Source organism: Candidatus Bathyarchaeota archaeon, assembly GCA_026014465.1.
Lineage (GTDB): Archaea > Thermoproteota > Bathyarchaeia > Bathyarchaeales > Bathycorpusculaceae > JADGNF01.
The window spans coordinates 39,088-65,293 of sequence record JAOZID010000010.1; the positions used below are offsets into that span (position 1 = coordinate 39,088).

Here is a 26,206-nt window from a genome sequence, read left to right on the forward strand (position 1 = left end):
CTGTGCTTGAGTGAACGATTATCCACGTTTGTACACAAAAAGGTTATATAAATTCCAGTTGCAAGGTGTAGTTTATTGTGTAGGGGTAATCGTGTATGGTCAGATATATTTTCGTGACGGGTGGGGTTCTTAGTTCTGTTGGTAAGGGTATTTTGACTAGTTCTATTGGGAAGATGCTTCAGTCTCGCGGCGTGAAGGTTACAGTTATCAAAATTGACCCTTACGTGAATGTGGATGCGGGTACTATGAACCCGTACATGCACGGCGAAGTTTTCGTCACGGATGATGGCGGCGAGACCGACTTGGATTTGGGTTGGTACGAACGCTTTCTTGACCTTAACCTCACACAGGAAAACAACCTCACCACAGGCTTAGTCTACAAATCCGTTATCGAAAAAGAGCGCCGCGGCGACTTTCTGGGGCGCTGTGTCCAGATTATTCCTCATGTAACTAACGAAATCAAGAACCGCATAAGAGCCATAGCTAAAACCTGCAACGCCGACGTAGTCCTCACCGAAGTAGGCGGCACAGTGGGTGACATTGAGGGCTTGCCTTTTCTTGAAGCCATCCGCCAAATGCGCATAGAAGAAGGCTACGACAACACGTTATACGTTCACGTGGCTTTGGTTCCGATTTTGGATGTTACCATGGAGATGAAAACCAAACCGCTTCAGCACAGCGTCAACGAACTGCGCCGCATCGGTATCCAACCCGACACCATCGTCGCAAGAAGCCCCCACATGATTGACGCTGAAGTCCTAAGAAAAATCGCGCTGTTTGGAACCATACCCGAATACGCCGTATTTTGCAGTTACAACGCCGAATCCGTCTACCAAGTACCCGTCATACTGGACAGGCAGGGCATGGGCGACTACATTTGTCATCGTTTTAATTATACGTGTGCGCGTCCTGACTTTGCGCAGTGGCAACAGTTTGTGGATGCAGTCGTGAAACCCGAGCATGAAGTTAGCATTGCTTTGGTTGGCAAGTACGCAGGTTTAACTGACAGCTACGTCAGCATGAGCGAAGCCCTACGACACGGCGGCGCAGCCTGCAAAACCAAAGTTTGCATCAACTACTTAGAATCCGAAAAATTCGAACAAAACCCGCAGTGCCTAAGCGAACTTGACAGCTACGACGGCATCTTTGTCCCCTACGGCTTTGGACCCCGCGGAACAGAAGGAAAAATCGCCGCCGTCAAATACGCAAGAGAAAACGACATACCCTTCCTTGGCATCTGCTACGGCTTCCAACTAGCAACCATAGAGTTCGCACGCAACGTCTGCGGCTTAAAAGACGCAAACAGCAGCGAAATCAACCCCGAAACCCCTCACCCCGTAATTGCTCTTATGCCTGAACAACGCGGCATAGAAAACAAGGGCGCTACCATGCGTTTAGGCGTACACGAAGTCGTCGTGGAAAAAGGCACCTTAGCCCACGGTTTGTACAAAGCTGATAAAGTGCAAGAGCGCCACCGCCACCGCTTCGAAGTCAACCTCGACTACATCGACGTTTTAACCAAAAACGGAGTAGTTTTCGGCGGCAAAAGCACCGACGGCAGACGCATGGAAATGCTCGAACTACCCGATAAATACTTCTTCTTCGCCTCACAATTCCACGGTGAATTCAAAAGCAGACCCGCCCGACCCTCACCCGAATACTACGGCTTCATCAACGCCTGCATAAACAAAAAACTCGGCAACCCCAAACCCACCTACTAACCCCACCGCTTTTTCTATGCGGTTCTTGGTTTTTGCTTGAAAAACTGTTTTGTTGTTGTTTGGTTTTGAAAAAGAAAAAGTTGGGTTGTTAACCCCATGTTTTCCCTTGTCTCTTGGAGCTGTTTAGCCCTGTTTGGTTTTGTGTACCTGAGCCATCCGTGTGAAGTGGATATTTCTGGTTTGGGCTTTTGGTTGGCTCCGTTTTGAGAACTGGGTTTATTCAGATGTGCCAGATTGTGGGTAGCAGAGTTCTTTGAGGTCAGCTAGTTTTGAGGGTATGTTGAAGATGATGTCGTCTTTGGTTAGTACGCCGAGCATTTTGCCTTCTTTGTCGATTACGGGTAGGTGCTTGATTTTCCAGTGGTTCATTAGTTTGATGGCATCGTCTACGGTGGCTTCTTCGTCTATGGTTACAAGTGGGTTGGTGTAGACCATGCGTGCGATGACTGCGTTGGGTGCTAAGTTTTGGGTGAAAAGGCGCACCAGCAGGTCATGGATTGTGATGATGCCGGTGGGTTTCTCGCTTTGAATCACCATCATGTAATTCAAGTCGTACTTGGACATGGTGTCAAGGACGTCAGCTACGCTTGTTTCGTTCTTGGCTATATGGATGTCTTTGGTCATGATGTCTTTTACTAGGACATTACTTGCCATTCAGATTCCTCAATGGCTATGAAAAATGCTCTTGTTGTTTATCAATTTTTTGTTAGTTTACTGTGCCGCGCAGTGTTTTGCTGCCTTTCACGGCGCCAAAGACACGTGTGCAACACCAAAAAACCCGCAGAACTCCTGCTTCATGCAAAACTGCTTGGGCTTCTCTTTTTCTGGTTTCCCCCTGCAGCCCTGTTATTAGCCGCCTCTTTCATGGTGCGTTGCAGTTTGCTTTTGGTTTGGTTCTGATTGGTTTGCCTTGGATTTGGATAAAGGTATAATAGCACGAACAACATCCTGTGAGCGTTTATCAACGTTTGATGCGATGCTCGATGACTGCAGCTAACAAAGTGCAAATAACAAAAAAAACCATCATACTGCCAATCCTAGGCATAGCTGCATTCCTTCTGTACGTATACTTCTTCAACGTTGACATCCTCGAAATCATAGCCACCGCCCAAACCGCCGACCCCCTCTTCTACTCTGCAGCCATACTTCTGGGGTTTGCGGAAATCTTTTTCTACGCAGTTTCTTGGCGCTCTTTGCTTGCGGCGCTTAAAGTCAAAATCTCCGTTGTGCGGTCTTTTCTGTACACATGGTATGGCATGTTCATGGACTTGGTAATCCCTGCGGAGTCCATAGCGGGAGAGGTCTGTAGGATATTTCTGGTTAACCGCGAAAAAAACGGCACACAAGGCAAAACTGTAGCTTCTGTTGTCGCCCAAAGAATCTTGGGTATGGCAATTAACGTAGCCGTTTTGATTTTGGGCATTACTTTTTTGTTTGATGTTGCAACGATTCGGTCAGACATCTTCTTTTTTGTTGTGCTCTTCACGGCTGGTATAACTGGTCTTTTGATTTTGCTGCTGCTTATTTCGTGGAAGGAACCTTGGAGCAAGAAAATAATCAACGGTGTAGTCCGCATAGCCAAGTTCGTAACACGCGGCAGATGGGAAGAAAAAATTGACAAACTGCGTGAACAGGCACTCTTCGAGGCACTTAGGTTCCATGATTCCATGAAAGAGTTTGGACGCAACCCCAAATCCCTAGTCCTGCCCACAATTTTCATGGCACTGAACTGGCTATCTAGCCTAGCTATTCCTTACTTCGTCTTCCTATCCCTGGGCTATCCTGTTTCATGGACAATTATCTTCATAACCATGTCCATAGTAGTAGCGGTTAAATCCATACCCATAGGGGTTCCTTTCGAAGTGGGATTGCCTGAAATTACCATGATGGGCATGTTCCAACTTATGGGGGTTCCTGTTCCTATAAGTGCAACGGCAACGGTGTTGACCCGTATCATTACGATGTGGATGCGTGTGGGCATCGGGTTTGGTGTCCAGCAGTGGGTAGAGCTAAAATGTGCTTTACTTAAGAAAGACGCTGCTGCTACTGCTGATGTGGAAAAAGCCTAAATCCTGCTTGAGTTTTCTTTTTGTTAGGCGCAGAGATGGAAATTGAGATTGGCGATGCTTCTGTTCAGTTTTTGGATGAGCTTTTTGCGGTGGAGAAGCAGTGTTTTGAGCAGGAAGCGTTTTCAAAAAGTCAGATAGCTTGCTTGTTGACTGATTGTGATTCGATTGGTTTGGCGGCGTGGTTTGGAGACGAGCTGGCAGGGTTTATAATTGGACGGGTTGCATTGAAACGGCGCATGCTTGTGGGGCATATTCTTACTGTTGATGTTGCGCCTGTTTTTCGTAGAAGGGGTGTTGGCAAGCAGCTTATGCAGGGGCTTGAAGAAGCGTTTGGGCGTTGCCGGGTTAGGGAAGTTCATTTGGAGGTTCGGGAGGATAATGTTGCGGCTTTGGGTTTGTATCAGGGGTTGGGTTATCGGCGTGTTGCCCGTCTTGAGAATTATTATGGTGCTGTGCATGGGTTGTATTTTAGAAAGCGCTTGCGGGTTTGACCCGCAGAATTAACTGCTACCGTCCATGTGGCTTACTTAAATATGTTGTGGCTGCTAAAACACAAACCCTTAAAAACAGTGATGCAGTTTTGGGTTCTGGGGGCAAATAGGAGATTTGTCTAATCGACAAGCTAAAGAACAAGCACTTGTAAGGACGATAGTAGTTTTAATCCGCAACACCACCTGGCGTTGTGGAAAACTAGAACGCGCAATTGTAAAGCATCTCCACAAACGTTACGAGAATTTTGGTGCACCTGAAGTCTGCATTAAAGACATGATGTGCAACTTAGAATTGTCTGCGGATAAACGTAACGAATTTCTAGATGCCCTTAAGCGTTTGGAAAAAAGGAATATAGTGAAGCTAATGTAAAAGACGCTTCGTCCTCTACAAGCCCTCTCTTTTTATTTTACCTGCTTCTTCGCCGTACCAATCCACATCTTTACAATTCTTGGGGAAATCTCTAACTTTGTGGCAATTTCCTCAGCGGACGCTTTAGCCAAATCCTCAATCGTATTAACCCCACAAGAACTCAACTGATCAGCACGTTTCTGGTTTATACCCCGTATCTTGGTAAGCTCTGTTTCTGCTGGCGCTGCGGACTCTGCGGGTTTAACGTCTTCTTTAGCTGCTGCTAGCTTTTCGGCTTGTGGTTTTATCTCTGGAGTAACAGTTGCTGGTGGCGCTGCAGGGTTCTTCATTTCGGCGGGTTGCACTTCTGGCACTGTTGGAACTGTCGGTTTGGGCGCGGCTGGTTCTGGTGCTTTGGGTTTGGGCTGTTCGGGTTCTGCTGGCATTGCGGGTTCAGGCGCTGCTGCTGGTGCTGGAGCGACGGCTTGTGTTGCGGGTTTTGGTCTCATAAGATATCCGCTGCATGCAAAAACTACTCCCAAGACGGCAGTAGAAGCAACGTACAGGAGTCTTCCGTCTGCTTCAGGAATCACAAACATCGTGACTACTGCTGCAACGAAGAAGATGACTGCTAAAGCGTACAATACATAATCTAAACGCATGGTCATACCCCCGACTCTATCTGCTAACGTACTGCTTAAATAATTTTCTCCTACTTTCTGCAGAAAAACTTTTCCTGCTGATTTTGCAACGGCGTGTTTGCCAAAATTTAGGTGGGGGGTTGTTTGATTAACCCCTTTTTCATCAAGAGTTCGGTTGATTGCCGCGCGTTTTGTATGATTGCCGCTGCTCTTTCATAGAGTTCTTGCCTGCTGGGCTTAACCCTTGCCACGCCCTGCTCAATGGATTTCAACGCGCAAGCTACGGCTTCACGGGGGAAAACCTCCCACTCTTCCATACGCGGCAAAATATCCTGCTCATGCATGCCCCTCTCCTCCGCAAACGCTGCAAGCTCCTGCGCCGCCGCTATGCACATGTCATCCGTAACAGTCTTGGCTTTAACGTCAAGTACGCCTCGGAAAATAGCGGGGAACCCCAAGCTGTTGTTAACTTGGTTGGGAAAATCGTTTCTGCCCGTTGCAATGATTCGCGCGCCTGCTTCTTGGGCTTCCCATGGCCAAATCTCGGGAATTGGGTTTGCGCAGGCGAAAACTATGGGGTTGGTTGCCATGGTTTTTATCCACTGGGGCTTGATGGTTCCTGGTCCTTGTTTGGATGCTGCAACAACTGCGTCGACGCCTTCGAAGGCTTGTGCGATGGTGCCTGTTCGGTTTTCGCCGTTTGTTATCTGGGTTAGCTCGTACTTCCACGGGTCATCTTGCTCTTTAATGTCGGTTCGGTTCCTGTGCACGATGCCTTTTGAATCCGCCATGATGATGTTTTCGGGTTTAACGCCCCACCGTTTCAAAACATACGCGGTGCGCATGTTCGCCGAACCCGAGCCGACGAGCGTAATGAGGGCTTCTTGGGGTTTTTTGCCCACAATCTTAAACGAGTTAATCAACCCCGCCAAAATCACCGTGGCAGTTCCCTGCTGGTCATCATGCCAAACAGGTACGCCAAGGCGGTCGCGGGCTTTCTCTAAAACCTCAAAACATTTGGGTTTAGCTATATCCTCAAGGTTTATGCCGCCAAACGTAGGCTCCAACAACTCGCAGGTACGCACGATTTCCTCGGGGTCTTTGGTTTTTAGGCAAATCGCAGTTGCATCCACGCCGCCCAGATACTTAAACAGCATAGCTTTGCCCTCCATAACAGGCATCGCCGCTTCAGGACCAATATCCCCCAAACCCAAAACGCGCGTACCATCCGTAACGACTGCGACGCTGTTCCAACGGTTCGTCAACTCAAACGATTTATCCACGTCAGCCTGGATTTCCCTGCACGCAGCCGCAACCCCTGGCGTGTACCATACAGAAAAATCCTCAGGACCGGTTATGGCGCATTTGGGCATAACCTGCATTTTTCCTTCGTAGAACCTGTGTAGACCTGGTGCGACCTGAGCGGGTTTTTTGGCTTTAGCTAGTAATTCCTCAACTGTTGGTTTAACATCAACCTTGTTGGCAACCATCGTAATTTCCCTTGTACGACAGCAAATGGCAGCTTTTAACCCTTAAAGGCTTCTCTTCTGTTTGCCTGCATCTTTGGTTGTTTATCCGCAGCAGAAGTCGCTGGGTATGAGTGTGATTTCGTAGAGGTTGGGCCAGTTTTTGCCTGTTACAAAGAGTCTGTTGTTTGCGGGGTCGTAGGCTATGCCGTTGGGTACTTTTTCGGGGTTTAGCCAGCTAGCGCTTTCTAGTCCTGAAATGTCAATCCAGCTCTTTACCTGCCCTGTTTCTGGGTTGATTATGGCTATTGTTTGTTGGTTCCAGATGTTGGCGTAGATTTCGCCGTTTACGTATTCGAGTTCGTTGAGATTTCGTACTGCGGTGCCATTGGCTTGTACTTGAATTTCTCCTGTGCGCTCAAACGTTTGCGGGTCTAAAAAGTACAGGTTCTCCGAGCCATCACTCATGATTAAGCGTTCCCCGTCATAGGTTAATCCCCAACCTTCTGTGGGATACGAAAAATTAGCCAGCAACGCAAACGAGTCCCTATCATACACAAAGCCCGTCTGAGAATGCCACGTCAACTGCACAATCCTGTTCCCAACAACCGCTATGCCTTCCCCAAAAAACTGGTCCGGCAGCAAAACCTCCCGGGTTATTTCTCCTGTTTCCAAATCCACCTCACGCAGCGCGGATTCACCTAAAAGTCCCGTGCCCTCAAACAAGGTGCCGCCGCTAAAAACCAGCCCCTGCGTAAAAGCGTTCTCGTCATGGGGAAAAACGTTGACAACCGTGTACGAATAGCTTACTGGGGCAGTTTCTGTTTGGTCTCCCATTATCCAGATTACCATCCCCGCTATCAAGCATGCCAGAATGACTGTTGCTGCCGCCAAAACTATGCGCTGCTTCATAACTTAACAGTAACTGCATCACCTTTAATAGGTAGCTAGCTAAAACGTCCTAAAACAGGCTCTGTTTGCCGTTTTACTTGAATGCTTGGGCAGAACTGTTTAATGGGTTAACCGCAAACCTTAAGTGCCCCTGACAATCTACTCTTGTCTGTTTAAAAGAACCATTAAGGTGTTGAAACAGTTTGGCAGTCGAAGGATTTTTCGAAAACAAAAGACAACCAGTTGAAGCAAAAGTCGGAGAGTTAACCCCCCAATCCAGAGCAGTTAACGTCACCGCAAAAGTAGTCTCCAAAAGTGAGATACGCGAAATTCCCATGGGCAGAGATGGCTCACCCCACAAAGTCTGCGACGCATTAGTCGGCGACGAAACAGGAACCGTTTACCTAACTCTATGGGACGACAACATCGAAAAAGTAACAGAAGAAGAAACCATACGCATCGAAAACGGGTACGTAACCCTCTTCAAGGGCAACATGCGCCTAAACATAGGCAAATATGGCACCCTACAAAACGCAGAAGAACCCCTAGCAGAGGAAGTTAACACAGAAAACAACGTCTCCAGCAAAACCTACGAACAAGAACGACGCCCCTTTAGACGTGGCGGCGGCGGTTTTGGTGGCCGTAGCGGCGGTTTTGGTGGCCGTAGCGGCGGCGGTGGTTTTGGCGGACGCGACCGACGTGGCGGCGGCGGTTTTAGAGACCGCAGATACTAAATCCCCGCAAACGTCCTTTTTTCCTTTTTTCACTTTTTCTCACCCTTCTTAAACCAAGACTTTCTGCAGTTATGTGCGTATAGACCCCCTACCCCTATCGTTTCTGCATACAATTAAAATTTGAATCCTGATAGGCGGCTAATATGTTGGTTGTGGGGCGTGTTTTGTTGATTTTGGATTCAGATTGTTAGGTCGTAATTGTATAATATGTGGTTGGCTGATTTTGTGTTAAGCTTTAGGCTTAAATTAAGGTGAAGGCGTGAATGGAACTTGCAGTTGAGAGACAAGGCAGCGGTGATGTAGAGGTGTATGAGAGAGCCGCTGATGCCACGCGTTTTGTTAAACAGGAGAAGGTTTTCAGCAAACAGTTGTCCACGATTGAGGAAACCTTGACGCGGTTTGGGCTTTTGAAAAACGAAATTAAAGTTTACCTGTATCTTGCGCGGTCAGGAGAGAAGAAAGCGGGTGAAATTGCTCAGTCAATATCTTTGCACCGCACAGAGACCTACCGTATATTGCGTGACTTGGAGAAGAAGGGCATAATCTGTAGCATTTTTGAAAAGCCCCTAAAGTTCACGGCGGTTCCTTTGGATAAGGCGATTGATATGCTTGTGGACGCGCAGAAGATGCGTTTGAAACTGTTGGAGAAAGAGAAGTCTCATGTTATGGAGCTTTGGAACAGCATTCCCCAAGCCAAATCTGGGGTGCTCAAAAAAGAGCTTTTCCAAATGCTTGAAGGCGAACAGCAAGTCCTCCTCAAAGCCGAAGAACTCCTAGACAAAACCCACCGCAAATTCCAAATCTTCATACCAATCGACTACATCGCAAAACTGTACTACAGCGACTTCACCGACAAATTAAAACGAAAACAAAACCGCGCCGACCTAACCGTACTAGCCGAAGACTCCCCCAAAAGCTTCTTCTTCGCAAGACAAATGCAAAAACAAAAAAACACCTGCAAATTCGTAGAAGCCCCCAACCTGCCCTGCTTCATGATATCCGACAACAAAGAACTGCTCATAGCATTTCACGAAAACAACGGCGACGACAAAAAGAAAACCAAAACCATAGCCCTCTGGACCAACTACACCGCGTTCATCTGGACCCTGCAAACGCTTTTCGAAAAACTACAGCAAGACAACACAGACACAATCGAACTCTCCCTATAACCCAAACCCTATTTTTGACCCAGTTTGTCCCAAGCAGCGGCTTCATGGTTTTCCAGTTTTTGCGGGGTTAGGTTGAGACGAGTTCTAAGATTTTTTTGACTGCGTCGATTCCTGATATGACGCCTATGATTTCGTCGTCTTTGTTTACTACGAAGAGGTGGTCTTGTTGGGTTTCCATCATGAGTTGCGCAATGTCTTCTAGGCAGATTTGGTCGTCGATGAGGGCGGGGGTGTGCATGATGGTTTCTGAGAGGCTTACGTTTTGGCGGCGCATATCCATGTATCCGAGGTCTTCGAGGTTGACTACGCCCCAGACATGTTTTTTGTCGTCTACTACGGGGAGGACTCTAAGGCGAGTGCTTTCAAAGGTTTCCAGGGCTTCTTTGACGGTTAAGCCGTAGTGTAGCGCGATTGGGTCTTTGGTCATTACGTCGCAGGCGCGGGTGCATTTTAGTTTTTCAGGAACCAATGTTTGTCCTTTGATGAAGAAGCGTTCTAACGCGAGCTCTTCAGCTCGTAGGCGTGTACGGGGTTGTAGTGGATAAAACGAGTACTTGCCTGAAACAATGTAGCTCAAACCGCTGGCAAGAAGCGCAGGTATAGCAAATATGCCCCCCAAAGTTTCCACGACGAACGCGACGGGAGTCATCATGACCTTGTGGGTTCCAGCCAGCAACGCCGCCATGCCCACTGCTATGAACATGACCGTAAAGTCTGCGCTAAAGAACATGGAAAATATGTAGCCTATGCCTGCGCCTATGACGATGGTGGGGAAGAATAGTCCGCCGCTGCCTCCAAACGTGAGTGTGGTTGAAGACACGAACGTTTTTAGCAGAACGATCATGATCAGGACAGCTAAACTAAATGATGTGCCCTCGATTAATGCGTGGACAAAATGGACGCCTATGCCTATGGTGTAAAGCGACAGGGCTCCTGACGCACTCAGGCTCAACGCGCCCAAAACAATCAACCCCTTATTCCCGATTCTTTTACGCAACTTAAACGCGACGTGTTCACACCAAGAAAACGTCTTCGTGAAAAACACGGCGTACAAACCGCAGATTAAACCCAAAACCAAAGACAAACCAATTTCATAAACAGTCAAAGGCATGTTGAAGATGATTCCAAAGAACGGTTCGCTGCCCAAAACCGCAACTGAAAGCAGATACGCGGGAACCGACGCAACCGCCGCTTCAATAAAAGTTTCCCTGTCCAAGTCGTTTTGATACGGAATTTCCAGCGCAAACAAGATACCCGTGAACGGCGTGCGAAAAGTCGCCGCCAAACCCGCAGCTGCACCTGCAATAAAGAGTCTTCGGCGAAAATCCGTTTGTATCCTGAATTTTTTAGCTAAAACTGAAGCGATGCCTCCGCCAACCAGCAAGCTGGGACCTTCGGGTCCTGCACTGCCGCCCAATCCGATGGTGAGAATGGCTGCCGTGGGTTTTACGACGGTGTCTTTTAAGCCGATGTCGCCGTTGGTTAAATGGTAAGCTTCCAAGACGGTATGAGTTCCTGAGCCTGTGGATTTAGTTTCTGCAAACTGCCTAACCAGCAAGTACGGTACCCCTATAGCAAGAAACGCCAGCGGCAGCAGGAAAAGCATGGAGTAGTCTAGTGTGCTTTCAGTGAAACTCCACAGTTGCAGGTACAACAGGTAAAACCCGATGGATATAGAAGCCGAAGCCAAACCAACTACTGCAACCAGCAGATAATACCGCAGTCCATCTTGAAACTTGCTCATTCCAGTGTCCAAACAACCACACAAACTTTATAAATCTGATGCACCGCCGCAGAACACTCATTCATCCAAAGCCCCCGCCGCAAACCCGCCCGCGCCAGACAATCAATTTTAAAAGCACACACGCCAACTATTCCTGTATGAGCGTACTAATTGATGATGTGGGCAGCTTTCCCTTACCCGATAACGTGGATAAAGAAACCTACTGTAAAGCATACAAAGCCGCAAGGGAAGCATACCGTAACGGCAAAGACCCCAACGAAGACGAATTTGTACGCCAAAATTTCTGCCAAGTTGTTTTGGACTCGTTTAGATGCAAACTTCAAAGCGGCTTGGATGTGGTGAATTATCCGCAGCATTACGATGGCATCTTGCAGGTTGGCGACGCCGTGCACAAAGCTATGGAAAACGGCAGCTTCATAGTCGCTGAAGAGGACGCGTTCTTGCCCGAAGTACGCCTAATCGAAGCCAACGCCAAAAGCCTATGCGAAGAATTTGGCAAAAAAATCCTGCTGCGCATATCATTGTTTGGTCCTATGGAGCAGTACCTCAAAGAAGTAGGAACCGTAGCCTACGCCGACGTATTAGACAACTTCGCACAGACCATACAGCGCTTCGCCAAAAACAGCGTCTTAGACAGCAAGTACGTTAAAACAGAGGCTGTCTCCATTGATGAACCCAGCTTTGGCTTCCTAAACATATCCGCCGACACCGACGACCTCTGCAATGTCTTGGAGAAAGCCTACAACTTCCAAGGCGCAACCCGCCAAATCCACCTCCACTCCTCAGTACAGCTACCCGACCTGCTGGGCATAAAAAACCTCGATGTCCTCTCCTTCGAATACGCCGCCTCACCCAAAAACATCGAAGGCATCACCAAAAAAATGATACAAAACGCCGACAAACAACTCCGAGTAGGCGTATCCCGAACCGACATAGACTCCATCACTGCCGAACTAAACGACCAAAACATAACAAACCCAGACCCAACGCAACTCGTAGACCCCCCAGACGTCATCCAAAAACGCTACCAATTCGCCAAAGAAAAATTCCAAGAAACCATGACCTACACAGGACCTGACTGCGGACTAGGCGGATGGCCAAACCAAAACGCCGCCCAACTGCTTCTAAAACAAACTGTAAAAGCCATCAAAAACTAACCTGCAAAAAACAGCAAAAAACAAAAAGAAAGAAGAGCCGCAAAGGGCTTTTGGTTGTTGTTTAGGCTGCGTGTTGGTGTTGGATGGTTATGCCGACGAGGGGTGTTGGGTGGGGGAAATGAGTTTGTGGTTCTGAACGGTATAATGGTCTGGGTGGTTCCAGTTTTATCGCGGTTAGTTTATTCATGGTATCCCTCCTTGGCAGCGGGTGTGATGGTTAGTTCGTGGAGTTGTTCTTCGCGGATGATTTTGATTTTGACTAGTTTGTCTACGACGTCTTCTTCTGCGAGTAGCCTTGGCAGGTCATAAAAGCTGGTGACTGCTTTGCCGTTAAAACCCACAATCACATCACCCATGATTAAACCTGCTTTTCGGGCGGGCGTATCAGGTGCTGCTTGGAAAACCATAACCCCTGTTTCCTGCTCAACGCCTGTTCTTTCTTGAATGTCACGGGGAACCATTACGGTATTTACCACAACGCCCAAGTAGCCTTTCCTGACTTTTTTGCCTGTAATTAGCCTGTCTGTTATGGCTTTGACCTTGTTTATGGGAACTGCTATGCCGCGGTTCCACACGTAGGCGGTGTTTATGCCGATAAGTTTGCCTTCTGCGTCTACAAGGGGACCTCCTGAGAATCCTGGGTTGAGTTTGGCGTCGGTTGCGATGACGTTTTCCATGGCGACTCCGTGGAAGCCTCTTAGGGTGCCGTTGGGGTTGGTTATGATGCCTGTGGTTGCTGTGGGTTGCTTGTGGTTGAACGGGTTGGCTAATGCAAGTACGAATTGTCCTGTGCTAAGGTTGTCTGAGTCGGCGTTTTCCATGGGCGTGAACTCTGCGTTTTCGGTTTTGAGCAGTGCCAAGTCGTTGTAGGGGTCTACGCCTACGATACGTGCCTCAAAAGTTTTTTCGCCCTGCCCAACGCGTACAGTGTTGCATCCGTGAAGCACGTGATTGCACGTTGCTATGTGGCCTTCTTTGTTAAGGACAATGCCTGTTCCTTTTGACATGCCGCCGTTAACGCTAACCACTGACTTCGAAAGCTTCTCCACAAGCTTCGCCGTCGCATCACTAATAGTCTTCAACAACTCCAAACTACTAAGTTGGCTCAATACTCTTTGCTCCTTCCAATATACTAATGACAAAAAGAGTATTTGTTGACTAAGAACACGCCAAACCCCATCACACCCCAAAAACGTGGATGATGGTTAGGAGGGCAAAAGAGAGTAATCTTGGCTGCCAAAGTAGCCGACGTGTTGTGCCATGGGCGCGGGTGCGTGGCTGCGGCTGCACAGTTTGCCTATGTGGTTCATGAGCTGGTATGTGGCGCGTAGGGCAAGGTCTTGGTTGTAGCCGCGCAAAAACTTGGCTTCAATGCTCAAAGTGTTTAACGTAACTTTCGCGTCCACCTGAACATCGCCCTCGTCGGTAACCCATTTGAGCGTGACGTCCTCGCTGCTTTGCGCCAACCCCAACCAACGAAGCAAACCAAACCATCTGCCCTGCAAATTCGAAATCAACTGCTCCACAGGCATATCCGAAGGCAAAAACGTCTGCAACAAAACCGCGCTACCGCGGCTGCTGTCAACGGGGGCCTTGAGGTTCTTGGTCAACTCCTTAGTTACTTGGTAACCACGGCTGCTCTTCTTCACAATGCCTTCTTGCTCCAAACGGCTAAGAATCCTTGACAGCGTCTCAGGATGCAAACCCAAACGCCGCTTCAAACCCTCAAACGTGAAAAACTCGAACTCCTCTTCACCCAAAAACGCCAACACATCAACATCGCGTTCGCTAAGAGACCACTCAGAAACACCCGAAAACGCGACATCTAAAAGAGGAATCGTCATAACTAACCTACTCTAAGGCACAAAAAGCCCCTATTAACATTACTCCCAAAAAAGAAGAAAACCCACGAAAAGCCCCCTTTTTAAGGGGTTGCGGCGGGGTTTAGGTTGTGTTCCCTTTTGGGAGTTATCGTTTCAGTTTGTTAGGTTCAAGCAGTTATAGTTAGCATTGAAGTTCCAGTTTACACTTCTGTTCCCGTTTAGTATGCCCAGCTGTAACGTTGTCTGGTTGGACTATTTTGTTGTCGTGGTAAAGCGTTATGTGGGTTGCTGTTTTTGGTTGGGCAGAGAAGTAACTGCGTTTAATCATCAAAAGTAACCTGAAATCACGCGCCTCTGCGATATTATGAAACAAGACAAGGGGCATCCCTGTTTCAAGAAACAGATAGCCAACTAATTGATTTAAATGCGAAAAATTCTGAGGCAAACAACACCAGAAAAGCCAGTATTTAAGAAAAACAAAAACATGTTTTGCAGCTAAAACCTTTTTATGACAAAATTTAAATGCGCTACACATGCATAGAACTGTTTGAATATTGCACGGAAAAGGAGGTATTTTTTACATCTTTTTCCTGAATTGAAGGGTGTATTACGATGATCTGGAACTATGAATGTGTAAGTTGTTATGTTTCCCCTTCCCCAGTGGAGGGCTATGAACCTGTATTTCGCGCGTACAACGGCAGCAACCATCTATACATTAGGTCACAACAAGCTCACGATGAATTACCAGAAAATTACACAAAAGAAGGACTTGCCTTCTACATATCCCCTGGACTTCTGCCAGGGCATTCACCGCTTTATACGCTATACAACCAAGAAAGCGACAACACTTTTTGTACAATAGATGAAACAGAAAAAAACCTTGCCCTCAACAACGGCTACATAGAAACACCAACCCTGGGTTTTGTGACAAACGTTCCTGGACCTGGCTTAGTGCCCTTGTATCGCCTCTATAACTCAAGCATCATAGACCACTACTACACAACAAACAGTGAAGACCTAGACTTATCCGCACCCAAGCTTAACTCAGAGCAGCTTAAAGCACTAATAACAGAAAAACTTGGGGCAATAGCATCAGACTGCAAAATAGTATTCAACGATGAGAACTATCATATCCCAACCGAAAGCTTAACTCAACGCATGGTAAACGACTTCTTGGCGCATCAACTACAACATATAAGTGCAAATCCCCTGCCTGCAAACGACTTTGTTAACCTCCTGAAAAGCCACGTCACAAAAGAAACATACCGCAACGGAAGAAAAATGCTTCCCTACCCGCTTGGGGTACTCTGGGAAAAAACAACAGGAAAAACATCAAACATCATCGCAGTCTATACGGGAAACGAAAACGACCCGTGGGGGATAAGAATCGTAGACCCTAAAAGCAAGGAGATGCACGTTCCAGACAACTTCAATAAAGATGTCGATTTAATCATCATTTAACTGAACTAAATCTCATAAGGTAATTGAGTGGCTGGCTATCATAGCAAATGCACTTAATCTTTGTTGATTGGTCTTATTCGATTGCGTATGGGTGGCTCTGATGTTTAGCACTTTGCCTACGCTGTAGCGCGTTTTTCGTTTGGGTTACAGTTGCAGCTATGGAACCAAGCCGCGTTACACGCTTGGGGTCTTAAGCGTATTTACTCGCGCCTCCAAATCCGCCTTTTCCAAATCCACACACCCACATATTAACTCACAAGAACAAAACGTTCCACCACACAAATACCCAAATCAACTCATAAACCACAAACAACACAAAACCCGCAAAACCCATAAATACACCGAACACGGAACAATTCTAACACAACATCAACGTGGGCCGGTCGTCTAGCCTGGTTAGGACATCTGCTTGACGTGCAGAAGGTCACCGGTCCGAATCCGGTCCGGCCCACCATAACGAATCAGGTATTCTTTTTTTGCACACAAGCAAGTGGTTGGTTTTCTTAGTAGCCTTGGAGGTTATTCGCTAATTGAAGTGCGAGTGCGGCGCCTTAAGGCGTATGGAATGAAATGCCAATAGAACCATGGTTGACTTGGTTTTGTCAGGGCTAATTCATTGATAAAGCATTCGGTCATATTGATGACTGTAAAGCTGTATCTTGCAATTATATGTGAGAAAAAATTCTAATCATTTAACGGAATTATCTGCTTTAAAGCAAAAAAACATGGGCGCAAAAGAGTATTTTATTCAATGTCAGAAAAAACATTTTAACAGCATAATTATCAGGCAAGCATTTTTGCTTTTGATACTTTTGACCCTAAATCATACTAAATACATCATAACAGCACACTTGACAGCACATTAAAAAACAGACCCCAAAAGGGAACCTCACACTGGTTATAGGCTGTACAATCATGAGTCGCCCGACCTTCAACTATCCGAAATAGCATGAAGGAAACAAAGAATTGAAAACTCCAGTTCCCTGGAAACGCCAACTACATTTGAAAAGGGTACAAAAATGATCAAACGAGAAAAGAACCTCGCCAAACAATCAGCCACAGTATCCAATCAACAATTGGTCAGCCACCAAAAAAGGAGGCAATATCTTGTCAGGTGAAGAAAAGCCTAAACGTTCACAACCAAATATAACACCCATAAAAAAGGTAAATGTAAATACAATCTCCACATCACGAACCGCAACCCAACCAACAACTCAACCTGCCCCAAAAACAACATCATCCTCATCGGCAGCCACTCGTTCAATACCTCAACCAACCCCAACCCTAGTCATCAATGCGCCTAGTATGCGTCGCGTTCGTAAGACCGTGGACATCCTCAATCCTGCAGACAAGCAAGAAGAAGCAATGTTTCTATCCGTACGCAAAAATTCGATTCAGCATTTCTATCTGGGAATGAAAGAGTCTGTTAAGCTTGTTGGAACCATGAAACTTGTTTTGGCGCGAATGATTCCCAGCCGTCTCTCAGGAGTTATACTCGCCAAAAACGGAGACCCCGCCCAGCGCCTTCAAATCTCCATAGACTTTGAGGATGGTAACTACTTAGCCCTTACCGACAAACAAGGGAGCTTCACCCTTTCTTTAGGGGACAAAATCCACTTTTTCCCAGAATCAAAAACATTGACATTCAAGATAAAGGGCGCAAACAAAACTCTTACCGTTGAAATTAACTCTTCCAAGATAGACGCACAAGGCACAGTAGAAAACATCACCCTCACCGAAGACATAACACCCCTGCCCGTAAGCATAATCACAAGCCTCAAAGACCTGCTTCCCCCTGAAGAACCAACCAAACCAACCCAAGAAAAAGAAGAAACCCCCACCCAACCAGGAATAACCCTAGGCGAAGAAAACAACTGCCTCATAAAATTCATGAAAGACTACACTGTTGACCGTTTCCCCTTTGGCGTGTTCTTCCGACTCGTAGAACCCAAAACCAGTGTGGTCTCAGCAGTCAGAAGAATTCCGCTAAACGGAATCAAATTCTTCTACACCACTATGTTTGAAACCGGGAAATCCTTCTCCGATGAAAACGCAACCTACATCGACCGTGTCCCCATCGAACAACCTATTAGCGTTGACGGCTTTCGTGACCAGATTATCGGTATAGACGGAGCCACTACTGTAGGTCCACAAGAAAACGTTCCCATGGCTGGAACTCTAGGGTTGGGCTATGTCGTTCGCATGTCTCAGAGCTGGACTCCTAAAGATTATACTCTGGGAAATCTTGTTTACTCCCTCCCACTCGCTCCTGGAGAGCAACAAAAAGTCGCCGTCTTCGAACGCACAGACATCGCCTCCGTCAGCGAGATGGAACGACTAGACGTCACTGAACAACAAAGGCAACTAGACATCACTGATACCTCCGCCCAAGCCATCGCCACCTCCAGTTTCAATGAGGTCTCCCGCGGAGGAAGCGAGTTTGAAACTATAGCTAGGTCGTCTTCACATAGCTCAGGTTTGCTTGGTGGATTATTTGGAGGCGGCAGCGGCGGCTCCTCCAGCTCTCAAGGTAGCTCTTACTCATGGATGGAAGGCATCAGAAACAGCTTCCAAAGTGTAGCCGAACGAACACACGCATCCGTCCAAAGGCAAGCAGCCGCCCGCCGTAGCGCCCTTCGTACCAGCATGAGAATCGCCAGCGCAGCAGAATCACAAAACGTAACCACACGGGTCATAACTAACCATAACCACACCCGCGCACTCACTCTTCAATACTGGGAAGTTCAACGTCTATACGAAGTCTCCATGGGCGTCGAAGGCGTCACCCTCGTCTGCTTAGTTCCTCTGGAAGTAGTCAGATTCCTCCCCTGCACAAACCCCCGCCAACCCCTAACCCTCACCAACGCCAACTTGGTTTCCAATAGAGAAGCCCTCCTCCAGAGGTACTCACTTATCCTCAAACATTCTGATATCCTCGCTAAGAGTCTTCCCCGTCAATACCTATACGGGCTATCCTTGCTTACCCAATTTGCCAGTGACCCAACTGCCGAAGTACAACCAGCAGGAAGTGCTGCAGAAGCAGTAATAAAAATCAGTCTCACGGGAACATTTCTCCCCTTCGAAGACATTTACGTCTCCGCGGTAACCAAACGAGGAAGCCGAATAGGTCCTGTGCGACTGGAAGGTACCCCACTAACAATTCCTGACCTCACCACAACCCAAGACGCAACAAAACTGTTCTTCACCAAAGACGCCCTCATAGGCTTCATTAGAGAAAAACGGCATGGTTCAGATAAGGTTACCTACGACGGAAGAATTGTCCTTCCACCATCAGTTGCTCGAAATGACATCGTCGGCTTTGAAGTTAGCCGAAGGTTCCGAACGTACGAATACTCCCTCATAAGTCCATCAATACAAACCTTAATGCTGTTCAAAATAGAATTATCAAAAGCAGCCACGATTCCAAATTTCCCATTATACTCTCAAACTGTACGACTAAGTCCCAGTGAACTCGAAAAAGAAATCGGGGGACCTTTGCTTTTATCCATGCAGGCAAACTTGCAGGAAATAGACTTCAAAGGAAACATTGTGCCTGCTGAGAGCTACTTACACGCTTCAGTTCTGGATATGGAACTTCCCCCGACCATGCCCATCCCCGCCCGACAACTTCCTCCTGTCCTTCGCTTCAACCAGGTGCTAGAAATTGAAAAAACGCTTCAACACGTCGTCCGCAACACCGTCGCCTACTCTAAAGCGGTATGGCTCTCACTCACTCCTGAAGAGCGAGCCATCATGCTAGAAGGCTTCACTATAGGCGTTCCCCAAGGCGGAATTACCGACGAGAGCCAAATGGTTCCCCTTCTCAACTGTGTCGAAAACCGTCTTCTCGGCTTTTACGGTAACAGCATGATCATGCCCTTCATAATCCCGCCAGCGCTAGCCGAAGAGATGCAGATTACCTCTGGTCAAATCCAAGATATGCTCACAAACTTCCATAAAAGAGCCTTCTCCCCCCCAAAAGGTCTCATTGCCCTGCCCACCAGAGGCGTATTAGCCGAAGCTGTCTTAGGCAGTTGCCCCTCGGCAGAAAAAATCGATATCACCCGCTTCTGGAACTGGCAAGACGCCCCCGTAGACACTGCCCCTGAAATCGCCCCCGTCACGGTTCCCACAACTACACCTCCACTTACCACAGGACTAAATCCGCCCAGTACCCTCACTGGCATGCCCCCCCTGATTAACAACCTAAACGCAACCGCCCCACCCACCGCAGACACCACCCTACTACAAGCCCTCACTAAAGCGGCAGCCGAACAAAAAGGATTCAGCACAGACATTACTGGAGCCTCTCTGCTTGCACCACTCATAAAGGGCTCCCAAGAGACCGCAGAAAAAGCTAGAGCAGACGCACTAAAAACCACACGCGAAACACTACAATTAGCTATGTCCACCGCAGGCAACATCATCGGCGCCTACAAAGGCAACCCAACCGCCGGCTCAGACGCCCTTCGCGCTCTTACTGGAACACCTTCAGAAAAGAAAGAAACCAAAAAAACAGACGACAAAACCAAGAAAGAAACCGAAAAATCACCCGGAAAAACCGGAAGCACAAATTCAGGAGAAAAAAACCCGTAAAGGAGAGAAAAAAACATGTCCACAGAAGATGAAACTTCAACCACAGAAACCGAAACCACGGAAGAAACCGAAAATATACCCCAACCTAACCCCGCTGAAGCCAGGCTTCTTGACGCCCTTTCCTCTATTATCGAAAACGCCAGTTCCCCTGAAATAGCTGAAGCCCAGCTGATATTGCTTCGCCGCTTAGCCCTTCAAGGAGACGTCATTAACAGCCGAATTCCCGCTCCCCTCAACATCACCGAGGTAGGCGGATACATTAACCTTCTTGACACTAAAAACCAATCAGAGATGCAAGCCCAGATGCTCGCTGGCGTCCTAGGCGTTGCAGGACCTAACCCGCCCTTCGGCTGGCTCAGCACTAAACCCAAACTCATAATGATTCCCGTAGCCAACGACCGCCCTGAATGCCCAGCCCAACCCAGCATCCCCATTCGCGTTACCATCCGCAGCGACTTTCTTCCCGATATAAACGCCGCTCTCAAAACAATCCACGACCAACACTGTACCCTGCCCCTTCTCAACACCTTCCAACCCCTACCCCCATCAACTGCCTCCCAAGAAAACATCGACCCCCTCCCTTACCTTGGACGAACACTAACCATCGTTCCCACAACCGCTCTTCGCGACCCCACTAGCGACCCCATTGCGTTAGCCAAACCCCAAGGCACTGACCAACCATATCAGCCAGTCGCCCGAGTGTTAAAACCCGAATCCAGCATCACCCCCACTGACTGGGAAGCCTACCAATGTGACCAAAACAGCTGCACCGCCAAAACCATTACAAACGCCAAATATCTCCCCCTCAACCCCATCCTCGCCAACGCAGGCTTTTACCCCCAAAACCCCGACCCGACCCCTCAAAACCAAAACAGCACCAACTGGACCACCTACACCAACATCACAGGCCTTATCCCCAAAATCACCACCTTAGGCACCGAACTCACCCTACTACATACCCCCGCAGATATCGCCCAAAGCATCTTTGCCCCCCGCCTCAACTGGACCTGGAACGGACAAGAATTCACCCCACCATGAACAGAGCGACAAAAAATAAACGCTCTTCCCTTTTTACCTAACACACGTCAATTTATGAGCGGTTATGTCGGCAGCAGCTCAAAAGAAACGGTCTGTTTTGAGATAAAAAGACCTAAACTCCTGTTTTCATCACTATGTACCTGTCTGTTCTTGCTGCTTCATTGTTCTTGTCTGCCTTTTTAATAGGTCTTGCTTGCAGATTAAATGCGTAGATTACCCAACCTTTGCCCTCAAAGCCTAATAAGAAAGCTTTTGGGTCTCTTAATCCTACTACTTCTCCTTTTTGGATTTCATCATAGCATACTCTTGGAACGCTTACAGTAAATTCTTCAAGATAATGAAACGGAGAACTAATTTGGTCATAGGGTAATTCACAGAAATTTTCGTCGAGGATATAGTGCACGTCTAAGTCTTCTGCATTTACTATTAATCCATCAAAACTATCCCATCCTCTTTTATCAAAACCATTTCGTCCTATTCCTGCAAGAATGCCTTTTTGTAACATGATTTCTTCTTTGCTCGTCCATTTTTTGTATAAATAACGTTTAAGCGTGTAACTATGAGCCTTTTGAGTCGATGTCGATAATTTATCAAGTGCGTCATTAAATGAATTAATCCAACCGCATTCAAGTGGAATGCTACTAAGATAAAAATCCAAAAAATTATACATAAACTGCCCCTCTTTCAAGTCACTCCCTATTATGATAAAAAATGTTTGATTGTCTTCACCGTACATCCCTTGTAAAATTATAGAAACTGTAGCGGTGATTTTTTTGTGGGGCTGTTCAAGAGATGCTATGAGGTTTTTAGCGCCTGAACCATATGTTATTTTCCCTTTAACCGTAATTGACCACGGTATCAATTTTGAAACTGGTGCATATGCTTCATCTCTTTTTGTCCACAGATATTCAATTTGTCGCAAAAAGCTTTTGAATCCATCAAACTCTGCAGATGTTGCTTCTGAAGTAAGATAAATCGCCGATTGTGTATTTCCAAACTCGGCTGGTGAACTATATCTAAATGTCGGTAGAAGCAAAATACTATCCCCCGACGAGATTTTCTTAGAGACGTTTATTGCACGTGATTTTGTTTTTCCTGAGGGAAACACGGTAAACTCATGCTCAAAAAACTCTGGGCTGTCCGGTTCTCGTTTTTCGTAAGTCAAATTCGTTTTTAATGTGTTCAATAAACCTATAGACCACTGAATCAAGATGATGCCCGCTTTTTTCCAGTCTTCGCGGTCAATAGGATACCTTTTTCCAATAAAACACTCATAAATATCCCCGATTTTAGTGAACTTTTTTGTTACTTCCGCATCTGTACCTTGTTCCCTATCGTGTACAAAATGATTTCGGAGTTCTTTTATCTTCTTAAGAGTATCTTCCGACCCTGCATCTAGTGGTATCCTCTTTGAGTTGCCTGAAGCTTCATGAAGAAGAATGAACAAATTTCTAATTAAAAGCTCAAAACTTTTTTCGTCTTTTGGTAAACATAGTTCATGAAGTGCGGATGTTACTTTAGTTGTTGTTTTGAAAATTTGTTTTTGCTGATACGTGCGTGCAATTTCGTTTAATTGGCAGTAAAGCTGTTTAAAGTCTTTAAAACAAGTGCTTCTGACCATAAACACTCGACCCAATAAACAATGCGTCGTGAACAGTATTTTAGCTTTGGTTATTGTAATATAAATAACAACATGTGACTCTTTTTTGATATTAGAGGTCGTAGCGGGTTAGGTCGTGTTGGTTGCCTGTGTTGGGGGTGACGAAGTAGAAGGTTAGGTCGCAGTTGTTGCAGTGGTGTTCTTGGTTTTTGTGTTTTTGGGTGTTGGTGGAGCCGCATTTGGGGCAGGGTGGGGTGTTGGGCATGGTTGTGTTCTCTGTTGTTTGGTTTGTTTGCTATGAATGGGGGTGCTTTCACCAGAGTCTGGGTCACGCCACCCAATGATAGTCATAATTTGGCTCTCTCGCTTTGATGAGATGCAGAACATGGGTTTTACGCGTGCCTTGATAGACATCCATGGTGAAAGCATACATGACTGCTTTTTGGATGCCCTTATAGTTATTGGACAGATTTTTTGTTTCTATATTTAGGCTACTGAGGCGGGTTTGCTAACTATACTGCAATTGCTTTAAAAGTGTAGACGCGCATTTTTATGTTGAATCTTTGGATGTGTATGTTATGGTTGATGATTTGATTTTGGCGACTATGCCTCTGATTCCTATGTATGATGTTGTTGATGTTTTGGGTATTGTTTATGGTTCCAGCACGCGGACTCGCGGGATAGGCGGCAGGTTTGTTTCAGGTATTCAGTCTATGACTGGCGGCAAGGGCACCGCTTATGAGGAAGAAATTGAAAAAGCGCGACGTGACGCTTTGGATGAGTTAAAGCAGCGGGCAAGGAGTATGGGTGCGAACGCGGTTTTATCTATCGATTTTGAGACCTCGGAGGTTTTGGAGGGTTTCATTTTAGTGTCGGCTTACGGAACCGCAGTAAAGTTGCAGAAAAAGATGCAATAACCTCTAAATAGCTACGCCGCAGAGTTGGTGTTGGAGACTTAGCCATGCAGCCTAATTTGAAGTTTTGCCAAAGTTGTGGCATGCCCCTAACACAGCAGGAACTGTTTGGAACCCAAGCCGACGGCTCTAAAACCCAAAAATACTGTTTGTACTGCTACAAAGACGGCAAATTCCTAATCCCAACGCTACAGTGGAGCAGATGGTAGAGATTTCTGCTAAAGGCTGGTCTGACAACGACCCAAGCGTCACTTACGAGCAGGCAAAAGCTGAAATGTCACTGATGCTGCCACGGCTAGAACGCTGGCGAAAATAACCTTATCCGTACCCGCAAACTGTGGGCAACCCTTCTTTTTTGTTTTTGCTGTTTTGTGGAAGCTGATTTTTTAGGCAGGGTTAGTTGCTGCTGTTGTTTTGTTGGTTAAGGTGTGTGCGAAAGTTTGGGCGTTTTGTAGGTCTTTGCTGTTTGGGTGTCCTTTGTTTACTCCGCCAAAGAGTTTGAAGATTTTATAGTAGTCGCTAAAGCCGCGGCAGGCGTATTCGCCGATTATGCTGTAGCTTTTGCTTTCTAGTTTTTTGCGTAGGGTTTTGTGGTAAGTGTTTTTGTAGATGCTGATTCTGCCCATGGTTGAGAAGATGAATGCTTGTTTGCCGCCTCGGGGCAGCTTATCCACAAGACTTAGCAGGCTTTGATGGTGGTTGCCAAAAAAGATGCCTGAGCCAAACCCAACTAAATCGTATTCGCCAAGGGACTCCGCGGTGGTTTCATGTGGAGCTACAACCTGCGCGTCCAGCACGTCTGCGATAGCTTTTGCAATCTTCAACGTATTTCCTTTGTACGTTGAAACACAGACGACTATAGCTTTCACGTCTTCTTTCTCCACGTTACCGTAAAACTTTGAGTAAATAAGCCTTATTCGCTAACCAGAAAGCCTCAAGATACCGTTTATGGTCAAGCGTTACGGTCTTGGCTAGACGCATCATTAATGTAAACTGTGACCAACGCAGCCAAAACAACCAATGCGCCAACAGGAAGAAGCACTCCAAACATTATATCGCCCACTTGGTCAGCAAAGACTATCATGTACACTGAAGCAATTGCAGCCACAGCCAACCAGCAACTGATAACGGCGGCAGTTTTGAAAGTCATGACCTAAAACGGATAGCCTCAACAATAAAGCTTTTACGGCAACCTGCTCCAACAACGGGTTAGCTTTAGACGATTAACCAGGTTCCGATGAATACGGCGATGATTGCGAGGGTTTTTAAGGCTATGGCGGTTTTGGTGGTTTCTTCTTTGAGTATGTGTGGCAAAAATGTGCTTAGGAACAGCATGTAGAAGAAGACGAAGAAGGGTTGTAGGCCTGTTAGCGCCGCCGCCAGCGAGACGTCAACTAGCGAGAACGCCAGCAGGGAACATGCGGTGCCTAAGATGTAAAAGCTCTCGCCCACGAGGGCAACGGCAAACGTTTTTTTCTCTAAGGCTTTAACGTTTGACGTGAATTCTTTTCGGAGCTTGCGTGAAGACGCCAGCAAAGATAGCACTCCGCAAAAGCTACCCAAAATGGCAAACGAGAACAGCGACCACACATCCAAGTAACTCAGCAAAAACTTGTCAGTTACGTTGTATGTTGCGATAAGCAACGTGAAGAGTATCATGAATTTGAATCCGCCAAACAGTTTCCCGCCTGTACCTGTTTTTCTGTAGGAAACCAGCATCGCAGACCCGACAATCAACGCGATTCCCAAGTATTTTTGAGGACCTAAAATCTCGTCCAAAAACGCCGCGGAAAAGACGGCTACGAAGACGGGGATTAGCTGGAACAGCGGAACTAACCGTGAGACTTCTTCGGCTTGTAGGGCTTTTGCGTAAAACCATAACGCCAAAAACGGCAGCGCCCCCGCAGCGAACCCAAACAGGGAATACGGAAACACAAACTGCACTGGAAACAGCAAAAAGATGGCGAGGGCAAATATGGTGTCCAAGGACAAGACGAAAAGAACCGTTGCGGCTTGGGAACTGAATTTTTTGGTTAACAAAAATTTTAGGAAGACATTGTTTAGTGCCCAGAAAGCGGGAGCCAGCAACCCAAATATTACCCAGTCCATAAAATGTACAGTACCTGCGTGCGTGTTTGTTGTAAGATTTGTTGTTGGAGTTTTTAAACGCGTCTGCTGTTTGGCTTTGAACTTTGGGTTTGTTTGCGTGTTTTGCTTTTGTTTGGGTTGTAGCCGTTTTTGGTGTGTTTGTGGATTGTGGATGGTTTTATGTGATGCTTTTTTGTTTGTGTCTGTTTGTATTCACAAATTTTTAAGTAACCATTTACGCCATTCAACGTTTA

24 protein-coding genes, 1 tRNA gene and 1 pseudogene are annotated in these 26,206 nt (G+C 46.8%); 13 read left to right on the top strand and 13 right to left on the bottom strand.

Going from position 1 to position 26,206, the window contains the following annotated elements; translation table 11 throughout:
• The first annotated feature begins 95 nt into the window (after positions 1-95).
• Positions 96-1,721, top strand: a complete 1,626-nt coding sequence (locus NWF04_02295) for a CTP synthase (GenBank protein MCW4005419.1) — start codon at positions 96-98, stop codon at positions 1,719-1,721.
• A gap of 216 nt (positions 1,722-1,937) precedes the next feature.
• Here NWF04_02295 and NWF04_02300 read toward each other — a convergent pair whose 3' ends face one another.
• Positions 1,938-2,375: a CBS domain-containing protein gene (locus NWF04_02300; protein MCW4005420.1), complete on the bottom strand. Its 438-nt coding sequence runs from the start codon at positions 2,373-2,375 to the stop codon at positions 1,938-1,940.
• Between the two features lie 329 nt (positions 2,376-2,704).
• Here NWF04_02300 and NWF04_02305 point away from each other — a divergent pair, with 329 nt between their 5' ends.
• The 3 genes from NWF04_02305 to NWF04_02315 all read left to right on the top strand — a co-directional run bounded on the left by NWF04_02305 (position 2,705) and on the right by NWF04_02315 (position 4,651).
• The gene (locus NWF04_02305; protein MCW4005421.1) at positions 2,705-3,790 is read left to right on the top strand and encodes a flippase-like domain-containing protein; all 1,086 of its coding nucleotides are present in this window, start codon (positions 2,705-2,707) and stop codon (positions 3,788-3,790) included.
• Positions 3,791-3,825: 35 nt separating this feature from the next.
• Positions 3,826-4,281: a GNAT family N-acetyltransferase gene (locus tag NWF04_02310; GenBank protein ID MCW4005422.1), complete on the top strand. Its 456-nt coding sequence runs from the start codon at positions 3,826-3,828 to the stop codon at positions 4,279-4,281.
• A 115-nt stretch (positions 4,282-4,396) separates the two neighbouring features.
• Complete coding sequence (locus NWF04_02315; GenBank protein ID MCW4005423.1) at positions 4,397-4,651, top strand: hypothetical protein; 255 nt, start codon at positions 4,397-4,399, stop codon at positions 4,649-4,651.
• A gap of 32 nt (positions 4,652-4,683) precedes the next feature.
• On the opposite strand, the gene NWF04_02320 is transcribed toward NWF04_02315, so the two are convergent.
• From NWF04_02320 to NWF04_02330, 3 genes are all read right to left on the bottom strand, one after another.
• Positions 4,684-5,298, bottom strand: coding sequence for a helix-hairpin-helix domain-containing protein (locus NWF04_02320; protein MCW4005424.1), 615 nt, complete (start codon positions 5,296-5,298; stop codon positions 4,684-4,686).
• Between the two features lie 101 nt (positions 5,299-5,399).
• Positions 5,400-6,761: an NADP-dependent malic enzyme gene (locus NWF04_02325; GenBank protein MCW4005425.1), complete on the bottom strand. Its 1,362-nt coding sequence runs from the start codon at positions 6,759-6,761 to the stop codon at positions 5,400-5,402.
• Positions 6,762-6,842: 81 nt separating this feature from the next.
• Positions 6,843-7,649 (bottom strand): glutaminyl-peptide cyclotransferase, encoded by an 807-nt coding sequence (locus NWF04_02330; GenBank protein ID MCW4005426.1) that lies wholly within the window; start codon positions 7,647-7,649, stop codon positions 6,843-6,845.
• 182 nt (positions 7,650-7,831) lie between these two features.
• Between NWF04_02330 and NWF04_02335 the strand changes: the two genes are divergently transcribed.
• Both NWF04_02335 and NWF04_02340 read left to right on the top strand, forming a co-directional pair.
• Positions 7,832-8,362 (top strand): OB-fold nucleic acid binding domain-containing protein, encoded by a 531-nt coding sequence (locus NWF04_02335; protein ID MCW4005427.1) that lies wholly within the window; start codon positions 7,832-7,834, stop codon positions 8,360-8,362.
• Positions 8,363-8,625: 263 nt separating this feature from the next.
• Entirely contained in the window at positions 8,626-9,531 is a 906-nt protein-coding gene (locus NWF04_02340) for a hypothetical protein (protein MCW4005428.1), read from the top strand.
• Between the two features lie 67 nt (positions 9,532-9,598).
• Here NWF04_02340 and NWF04_02345 read toward each other — a convergent pair whose 3' ends face one another.
• On the bottom strand, positions 9,599-11,275 hold the full coding sequence (locus tag NWF04_02345; protein MCW4005429.1) for a chloride channel protein: 1,677 nt from the start codon (positions 11,273-11,275) through the stop codon (positions 9,599-9,601).
• Positions 11,276-11,412: 137 nt separating this feature from the next.
• Between NWF04_02345 and NWF04_02350 the strand changes: the two genes are divergently transcribed.
• Positions 11,413-12,432: a hypothetical protein gene (locus tag NWF04_02350; protein MCW4005430.1), complete on the top strand. Its 1,020-nt coding sequence runs from the start codon at positions 11,413-11,415 to the stop codon at positions 12,430-12,432.
• Positions 12,433-12,493: 61 nt separating this feature from the next.
• Here the strand turns inward: NWF04_02350 and NWF04_02355 are convergent, their stop codons facing one another.
• The 3 genes from NWF04_02355 to NWF04_02365 all read right to left on the bottom strand — a co-directional run bounded on the left by NWF04_02355 (position 12,494) and on the right by NWF04_02365 (position 14,276).
• Complete coding sequence (locus NWF04_02355; protein MCW4005431.1) at positions 12,494-12,619, bottom strand: hypothetical protein; 126 nt, start codon at positions 12,617-12,619, stop codon at positions 12,494-12,496.
• Positions 12,612-13,541: a trypsin-like peptidase domain-containing protein gene (locus tag NWF04_02360; GenBank protein ID MCW4005432.1), complete on the bottom strand. Its 930-nt coding sequence runs from the start codon at positions 13,539-13,541 to the stop codon at positions 12,612-12,614. The genes NWF04_02355 and NWF04_02360 overlap by 8 nt, the downstream gene beginning before the upstream one ends.
• Positions 13,542-13,637: 96 nt before the next feature.
• Positions 13,638-14,276 carry a hypothetical protein gene (locus NWF04_02365; protein MCW4005433.1) on the bottom strand — a complete coding sequence of 213 codons (639 nt, stop codon included), beginning with the start codon at positions 14,274-14,276 and terminating at the stop codon, positions 13,638-13,640.
• Between the two features lie 591 nt (positions 14,277-14,867).
• Here NWF04_02365 and NWF04_02370 point away from each other — a divergent pair.
• The 4 genes from NWF04_02370 (at position 14,868) to NWF04_02385 (ending at position 21,350) form a co-directional block, all read left to right on the top strand.
• Positions 14,868-15,716 carry a hypothetical protein gene (locus NWF04_02370; GenBank protein MCW4005434.1) on the top strand — a complete coding sequence of 283 codons (849 nt, stop codon included), beginning with the start codon at positions 14,868-14,870 and terminating at the stop codon, positions 15,714-15,716.
• 376 nt (positions 15,717-16,092) lie between these two features.
• Positions 16,093-16,170 (top strand) — tRNA-Val (locus NWF04_02375).
• A gap of 851 nt (positions 16,171-17,021) precedes the next feature.
• Positions 17,022-20,312, top strand: a complete 3,291-nt coding sequence (locus NWF04_02380; GenBank protein MCW4005435.1) for a hypothetical protein — start codon at positions 17,022-17,024, stop codon at positions 20,310-20,312.
• Between the two features lie 15 nt (positions 20,313-20,327).
• The gene (locus NWF04_02385) at positions 20,328-21,350 is read left to right on the top strand and encodes a hypothetical protein (GenBank protein MCW4005436.1); all 1,023 of its coding nucleotides are present in this window, start codon (positions 20,328-20,330) and stop codon (positions 21,348-21,350) included.
• Positions 21,351-21,462: 112 nt separating this feature from the next.
• Here the strand turns inward: NWF04_02385 and NWF04_02390 are convergent, their stop codons facing one another.
• Both NWF04_02390 and NWF04_02395 read right to left on the bottom strand, forming a co-directional pair.
• Positions 21,463-22,971: a hypothetical protein gene (locus NWF04_02390; GenBank protein ID MCW4005437.1), complete on the bottom strand. Its 1,509-nt coding sequence runs from the start codon at positions 22,969-22,971 to the stop codon at positions 21,463-21,465.
• Between the two features lie 91 nt (positions 22,972-23,062).
• Entirely contained in the window at positions 23,063-23,215 is a 153-nt protein-coding gene (locus NWF04_02395) for a hypothetical protein (GenBank protein MCW4005438.1), read from the bottom strand.
• Between the two features lie 313 nt (positions 23,216-23,528).
• Between NWF04_02395 and NWF04_02400 the strand changes: the two genes are divergently transcribed.
• On the top strand, positions 23,529-23,867 hold the full coding sequence (locus NWF04_02400) for a YbjQ family protein (protein ID MCW4005439.1): 339 nt from the start codon (positions 23,529-23,531) through the stop codon (positions 23,865-23,867).
• Between the two features lie 80 nt (positions 23,868-23,947).
• A pseudogene (locus tag NWF04_02405) lies at positions 23,948-24,180 on the top strand (zinc ribbon domain-containing protein).
• A 70-nt stretch (positions 24,181-24,250) separates the two neighbouring features.
• On the opposite strand, the gene NWF04_02410 reads toward NWF04_02405, so the two are convergent.
• The 3 genes from NWF04_02410 to NWF04_02420 form a co-directional block, all read right to left on the bottom strand.
• Entirely contained in the window at positions 24,251-24,748 is a 498-nt protein-coding gene (locus NWF04_02410) for a flavodoxin family protein (protein ID MCW4005440.1), read from the bottom strand.
• A 68-nt stretch (positions 24,749-24,816) separates the two neighbouring features.
• Positions 24,817-25,014 (bottom strand): hypothetical protein, encoded by a 198-nt coding sequence (locus tag NWF04_02415; protein MCW4005441.1) that lies wholly within the window; start codon positions 25,012-25,014, stop codon positions 24,817-24,819.
• Positions 25,015-25,079: 65 nt separating this feature from the next.
• Complete coding sequence (locus tag NWF04_02420; GenBank protein MCW4005442.1) at positions 25,080-25,973, bottom strand: EamA family transporter; 894 nt, start codon at positions 25,971-25,973, stop codon at positions 25,080-25,082.
• Positions 25,974-26,206: the final 233 nt, after the last annotated feature.